This is a genomic window from uncultured Agathobaculum sp. (genome assembly GCF_963927765.1).
GTDB lineage: Bacteria > Bacillota > Clostridia > Oscillospirales > Butyricicoccaceae > Agathobaculum.
On record NZ_CAWVCU010000131.1, the window covers coordinates 1 to 6413 of the forward strand.

At 57.9% G+C, this 6413-nt stretch carries 7 protein-coding genes; all 7 read left to right on the plus strand.

Annotated features, from left to right (window positions below):
• The coding region (locus tag ABGT74_RS11785) for an NAD(+)/NADH kinase (RefSeq protein WP_346705621.1) at nucleotides 1-687 on the plus strand (687 nt) is incomplete at its 5' end.
• 14 nt (nucleotides 688-701) lie between these two features.
• The gene (locus ABGT74_RS11790) at nucleotides 702-1157 is read left to right on the plus strand and encodes an arginine repressor (protein WP_346705622.1); all 456 of its coding nucleotides are present in this window, start codon (nucleotides 702-704) and stop codon (nucleotides 1155-1157) included.
• A gap of 19 nt (nucleotides 1158-1176) precedes the next feature.
• Nucleotides 1177-2856, plus strand: a complete 1680-nt coding sequence (recN, locus tag ABGT74_RS11795; RefSeq protein ID WP_346705623.1) for a DNA repair protein RecN — start codon at nucleotides 1177-1179, stop codon at nucleotides 2854-2856.
• A 101-nt stretch (nucleotides 2857-2957) separates the two neighbouring features.
• The gene (gene tyrS, locus ABGT74_RS11800) at nucleotides 2958-4181 is read left to right on the plus strand and encodes a tyrosine--tRNA ligase (protein WP_346705624.1); all 1224 of its coding nucleotides are present in this window, start codon (nucleotides 2958-2960) and stop codon (nucleotides 4179-4181) included.
• 156 nt (nucleotides 4182-4337) lie between these two features.
• Entirely contained in the window at nucleotides 4338-5372 is a 1035-nt protein-coding gene (locus ABGT74_RS11805) for an FAD:protein FMN transferase (protein ID WP_346705625.1), read from the plus strand.
• Entirely contained in the window at nucleotides 5362-5733 is a 372-nt protein-coding gene (locus tag ABGT74_RS11810; RefSeq protein WP_346705626.1) for a NusG domain II-containing protein, read from the plus strand. The genes ABGT74_RS11805 and ABGT74_RS11810 overlap by 11 nt, the downstream gene beginning before the upstream one ends.
• 15 nt (nucleotides 5734-5748) lie before the next feature.
• A complete protein-coding gene (locus ABGT74_RS11815; protein WP_346705627.1) occupies nucleotides 5749-6261 on the plus strand; it encodes a Gx transporter family protein in 513 nt (170 codons plus the stop codon).
• Nucleotides 6262-6413 lie beyond the last annotated feature (152 nt).

Here is a 6413-nt window from a genome sequence, read left to right on the forward strand (position 1 = left end):
GACGACGCGGTGCAGTTTGCCGATCTAGCGGTCGTACTGGGTGGAGACGGAACCATGCTGCGTCTGGCACGCGCGGCGGCACAGCAGGAGTTGCCGATGCTGGGCATCAACGTCGGGCATGTTGGTTTCATGACCGAACTGGAGCCGGGCGAGTTGGACAAGATGGAAAAACTCTTTCGCGGCGATTACACGATTGATAGCCGCATGATGCTGCATGTGGCGGTATACCGGCAGGGGCGGCAGGTCTATGAAAACGACGCGCTCAATGACATTGTGCTGGCCAAGGGTACGGCATTTCGTGTGGTGCGTGTGTGCATTTCAGCGGATGACGAGGAAGTGACACAGTTTAACGGCGATGGCTTGATCGTTGCCACGCCGACCGGATCGACGGCTTACGGCTTGTCCGCCGGCGGACCGGTGATCGAACCGAGCGCGGAAAATCTGGCGGTCATCCCGATTTGTGCGCATGCTTTGGCGGCAAAGGCCTTTGTGTTTGCGCCGGAGCGGCGCATCGCGCTTTCTGCGGCCTGCGAAGGCGGCAGCGAGGTATTCCTTTCCGCGGACGGTGGGCAAGGCTTTGCCATCCGTCCGGATGACCGGGTGGAAATCACGCGCTCACCGCTTCGCACCCGTTTGGTGCGGCTGAAAGGGATCAGTTTTTATAAAATCTTGCAGAAAAAGCTCTGACAGGGGGCGCGAATATGAAATTTCAAAGACAGGCAAAAATCCTCGAATTGATCGACCGGTTCGAGATCGAGACACAGGAGGAACTGACAGATCACCTGCGCGCATTCGGCTATAATACGACGCAGGCGACGGTCTCGCGCGACATCAAGGAGCTGCGGCTGATCAAGTCGCTTTCTGCGGAAACCGGTAAATATAAATACACTGTGGCGGCTGGCGGCACGGCGGACAGCTTCACCACCCGTCTGCGCAATATCTTCCGCGAATGCGTCACGGAGATCGCTGCTGCGCAGAACATGGTGGTCATTAAGACATTACCCGGATTGGGGCAGGCGGCGGCCATGGCGATTGACGCGATGCGTGCCACGGATGTAGTCGGTACGCTTGGCGGAGACGATACCGTGTTTGCGGTCATGCGCGATAATGAGAGCGCGGCGCGTTTCTGCCAGCAGGCACAGGACATTCTAAAGTAAAGCAGGGGAGGAAGCGGCGATGCTGCAATTACTCCATATTGAAAATATTGCGGTCATCGAACGGGCGGATATTGAACTGGAAAACGGTTTGACCGTGCTGTCCGGTGAGACCGGCGCGGGCAAGTCGATCGTGATCGACTCGATCGGCGCGATTTTGGGCAAACGGGTCAGCCGCGATCTGGTGCGTTCAGGGGCGCAGAAGGGCTTTGTCAGCGCGGTGTTCACCGACCTTTCGGCGGGGCTTACCAGCTTGCTCGACGAGCTGGCGCTCACAGGAGACGAGCCGGATACGCTGCATTTGCAGCGGCAGATCACGGCAGACGGCAAAAGCACCTGTCGGGTCAATATGAAGCCGGTGTCGGCTGCGGTGCTGCGGCAGCTGGCGCCGTATTTGATTGATATTCACGGCCAAAACGATGGGCAGAAGCTGCTCGATGAACAGCATCACATCGACTATCTGGATGGATATGCGGGGTTGGACTCGCTGCTGGCGCAGTACCGGCCCAAATATCAGGCGCTGCTGGCGCTGCGGCGCGAGATCACAGCACTCGAGACCGGCGAGCAGGAGCGTTTGCAGCGCATCGACATGCTCTCTTTCCACAAGGAGGAGATTGAGCAGGCGGCACTCCAGCCGGACGAGGATGAGACGCTGGCGCAGCGCAAAGCATATTTCGACCACGCAGGCAAGATCGCGGGCGCGCTGGAGCAGGTGCGGCTTGCGCTGAACGGAGATGACGAGGTCGGCGGTGCATGCGCGCTGCTCGATCAGGCAGCAGTGGCATTGGCTGGGCTGCATGAAGTGTCCGATGCATTTGACGCGATGGCAGAGCAGGCGGAAGAAGTGCGGCTGCTAGCGGCAGACTTGCGGGATAATGTGGTGAGCCGCAGCGAGAACCTGGATTTTTCATCAGCTGAGCGCGAATGGGTCGAGCAACGGCTGGACCTCATCTATCGCCTCAAACAGAAATATGGCGGCACACTCGAAGAAATTGCTGCTTATCATGCACGCATCACGGCGGAACTGGACACGCTTGCCGACTCGGACAACCGACGCGAAGAACTGCGCGAGCGATATCGTGCGGAGCTGGCCGAGGCGAAGCAGTTGGCTGCCCAAATCTCAGAGAAACGGCGGCAGGCGGCGGCTCGTCTGGAAAAGGCGATCGTGCGGGAGTTGTCGGAGCTGGATATGGATAAAGTCAAAATGCGTGTAGTGGTGCACACGGGGGCAAAGCTGGCGGCGCATGGCTTTGACACGGTGACGTTTGAGATCTCGGTCAATCCCGGTGAGCCGGAAAAGCCGCTCTCCAAGGTTGCATCCGGCGGTGAGCTGAGCCGCATTATGTTGGCGCTGAAAAACGTCTTGACGGCGGGCGAGGATGTTGGTATGCTGATTTTTGACGAGATTGATACCGGCGTTTCCGGTCATGCCGCGCAGCAGATCGCGCGCAAGCTGTCTGCGATTGCAAAGAAAAAGCAGACGCTGTGCGTCACGCACCTGCCGCAGATCGCGGCGATGGGCGGCCACCATCTGCGCATTGCCAAATCCGTGCGGGAGGGACGCAGCTATACCGATGTCAGTCCGATGAACCGGATGCAGCGCGTGGATGAGATCGCGCGGCTGCTGTCCGGTGAGCAGATCTCGGATGCGGCGCGTCGCAACGCCGAGGAACTGCTGGAAGCGGCCGGGCAGGAGGGCTGACGCATGGTAATCATTGACGAGCGGTATAAGGAACGCGCTCCGTGAGGGAGCAGTGCATAAAACGGAAAAACTAATTTTATTATAGATGCGGGAGAACACACATGACACTTTACGAAGAACTCAAAGCGCGCGGGCTGATCGCGCAGGTGACCAACGAGGAAGAAATCAGCGAAATGATCAACAACGGCAAAGCCACCTTCTACATTGGCTTTGACCCGACGGCTGACAGCCTGCATGTCGGCCACTTTATGGCGCTGTGCCTGATGAAGCGCCTGCAGATGGCGGGCAACAAGCCGATCGCGCTGATTGGCGGCGGTACAGGCATGGTCGGTGACCCCTCCGGCCGCACGGATATGCGCTCGATGATGACGGTCGAGACCATCCAGCACAACTGCGACTGCTTCAAAAAGCAGATGGAGCGCTTCATCGAATTTGGTGAGGATAAGGCGCAGATGGTCAACAATGCGGACTGGCTGATGGGTCTGAACTATATCGAACTGCTGCGCGAGGTTGGCGCGTGCTTCTCGGTCAATAACATGCTGCGCGCAGAGTGCTACAAGCAGCGCATGGAAAAGGGCCTGAGCTTCCTGGAATTCAACTACATGATTATGCAGTCGTACGACTTCTACTACCTGTTCCAGCATTACGGCTGCAACATGCAGTTCGGCGGCAATGACCAGTGGTCGAACATGCTTGGCGGTACGGAACTGATTCGCCGTAAGCTGGGCAAGGATGCGCACGCGATGACCATTACGCTGCTCTTAAACTCCGAAGGCAAGAAGATGGGCAAAACGGCAGCGGGCGCGGTATGGCTCGACCCGAACAAGACTTCGCCCTACGACTTCTTCCAGTACTGGCGCAACGTAGACGACGCGGATGTGCTCAAGTGCATCCGCATGCTGACCTTCCTGCCGCTTGAGCAGATCGAGGAGATGGACAACTGGGAAGGCGCGCAGCTGAACAAGGCAAAGGAGATCCTCGCTTATGAGCTGACCGAGCTGGTGCACGGCAAGGAAGAGGCAGATAAGGCGATGGAAGCTGCTAAGAACATTTTTGCGGGCGGCGGTTCGAGCGAGAACATGCCGACCACTACGCTGACCGATGCGGATTTTGCGGATGGTCAGATCGGTGTGCTGACGCTGCTGGTCAAGTGCGGCCTTGCTGCATCCAACGGTGAAGCGCGCAAGCTGGTGCAGGGCGGCGGCGTTTCGATCGACGGCGAGAAGATCGCAGACTTCAAGACCATGTTGGATAAGGACTTCTTCCAGCAGGAGCGCATGGTCAAAAAGGGCAAAAAGACCTTCCACAAGGTTGTGCTGGGCTAAGCATGATGAGAAAAGGCGCTGCGGCTGCAATTGCCGCAGCGCCATGCTGCTTGTGCGAAAACGGATGATGGAAAAGAGAAGCGGATAAAGCCATCCTTGCGCATTTTTTCGCGGTGTATTATAATGGTACATGATTTTTGTGATGAGGAGCACGGTATGAAGCGAGTTCTTGCGGCATTGTTGCTGCTTTTGGGATTGACAGGCTGCGCGGGACGGCAGGCAAGCTATACGACAGACTTTTTCGCCATGGATACCTTTATGGCAGTTTCCGTGTACGGGGACAGCGAGGACGCGGCACAGGAAGCGGCTGTTGCCTGCGAGCAGGCGGTCAATGCGCTGGAGCCTGCCTTGTCCCGCACGCGCGAGGACAGCGACCTGTATCGTCTCAACCATGCGGACGGGGCGGTGTGTGAGGTCAGCGACGATACCTATGCAGCGATTGAGGCGGCGGTGCAGTATGCCGAGCTGACCGGAGGTGCATTTGACCCGACTATGGCGCCGCTGACCGATTTGTGGGGTATTAATACGGAAAATGCGCATGTGCCGGCGCAGACTGAGATTGCCGAAGCGTTGACCCATGTGGGCTATGAGAATATCAAGCTGCTGGGAGACAATCAGGTACAGCTGCTGAACGGGGCACAGCTTGATCTGGGCGGTATCGGCAAGGGCTTTGCAACCGATGCTGTGTTTGCGCTGCTGGCGCAGCAGCCGGAGGGCGCGGCAACCGGCGCGCTGGTGCAGCTGGGCGGTAACATCGGCACGTTCGGGGAAAATCCATCGCGCGACGGCGGAAACTGGGTGGTCGGCATTGCCGACCCGGACGACAATGCAGAGTTTGTGGCAACGGTTGAGGTGCGGGATGCTTCGGTCGTTACGTCGGGCGATTATGAGCGCTATTTCGAGCAGGACGGCAAGCGGTATCATCATATTTTCGACCCGGAAACCGGCTATCCGGCGGACACCGGTCTGCGCAGTGTGACGGTGATCGACCCAAATTCCACTCGTGCGGATGCAATGACGACCGCGCTGTTTGTCATGGGTCTGGACGATGGTCTGGCGTTTTGCGCGGAAAATGATATTGCAGCGGTGTTTATCACGTCAGATCAGCAGATTTACGCGACGGATGCGGTCGATTCCATTTGCACCTATACCTTCCTCGGTGCGGAGAAAGGGTATACCGATGCGCAGTAGGCTCAAATGGGGTGACTTTGTCGTCATCGGTGCGGTGCTGGTGCTCGCAGCAGCGCTTGCTGCGTGGTTTGCCGCAGGCACACAGGGCGACCTGCTGTATGCGGAGGTCTGGCAGGATAATGCGCTCATTGAGCGTGTAGCGCTGACGGATGCGACCGACCGCACCATTGATTTGGATGGACACAACGTGATCATACTGTCCGGAAAAACCGCGCGTATGGCGTCGGCGGATTGCCACGATCAGGTGTGTGTGCGCACGGGTACGCTGACGCGGGCGGGACAGGTCGCGGTTTGTCTGCCCAATCGCGTGGTGCTGAAAATCGTAGGGGAGACCGGAGAAATCGACGCAATCGTATCGTAACGGAAGGGTGAGACCGTGCAAGCAAAAAAGTTGACGCTTTGCGGCATGCTGACCGCATTGGCGGTCGTTTTGTCGCTCGTGGAGCGGCTGTTCCCGCTGGACGCGGTCGTGCCGGTGCCGGGCGTGAAACTCGGTTTGGCAAATGTAGTGACGCTCTTTGCATTAACACGCCTGTCTGCGCGGGACGCGCTGGCGGTGCTGCTGTGCCGCGTGGCGTTGTCCAGTCTGCTCATGGGCAGCGTGACGGCGTTTTTGTTTTCGCTGTTCGGCGGCTTGCTGTCGCTTGCAGTCATGTGGCTGCTGCTGCGCGCAGAGGGGCGGTTCTGTTCGCTGCTGGGGGTGAGCGTTGCGGGTGCGGCAGCGCACAACATCGGACAGATCATCGCGGCTGTCCTCTGGATGCAGACCGGCGCAGTGGTGACGTATCTGCCGTTCCTGCTGGTGATGAGCGTGCCGCTTGGCCTTGTGACCGGACTGACCTGCTCGGTCGTATTATCGCATATGCAAAAAATTGATTTTAACGTATAAAAAAGCGAAGCTCCTCCTATACTAACGGCAAATATATAAGGAGGAAATGCAATGAAAAGGCTGATCGCTTTGCTGGCCGCGCTGACGATGGTGTTTGCTTGCGGTTGCTCCAACACGACGGATGAAACCAATCCGAATGACACGAACAATAA